The 255-nt window shown below is 42.7% G+C and carries 1 protein-coding gene; it reads left to right on the top strand.

Annotated features, from left to right (window positions below):
• Nucleotides 1-255 (top strand): transposase (locus Q8G36_RS29530; protein ID WP_305275374.1); only part of this gene is annotated, 255 nt, incomplete at both ends.

The following is a 255-nucleotide window of genomic DNA, read 5'->3' as shown; positions in this document are numbered from 1 at the left end:
GCAAAGACCATCAAAAAGTAGTGACACGGCATATCTGGCAAGCATATGTGGAAGAAGCAGATCATCTGCGTCACCATCAAGATGTAAAACCTATATATGCGAAACGCAAAGAAACGATTGAGCGTGTCTTCGCAGATGCAAAAGAAAAGCATGGTATGCGTTGGACTACTTTAAGGGGACTTAAAAAATTGTCGATGCAAGCGATGCTTACTTTCGCTGCCATTAATTTAAAGAAGATGGCCACGTGGACATGGC

The organism is Peribacillus frigoritolerans, from assembly GCF_030676415.1.
Lineage (GTDB): Bacteria > Bacillota > Bacilli > Bacillales > DSM-1321 > Peribacillus > Peribacillus frigoritolerans_A.
The sequence above is the reverse complement of the archived record's forward strand: the minus strand, read 5'-3'. Positions and strand labels throughout refer to the sequence as shown.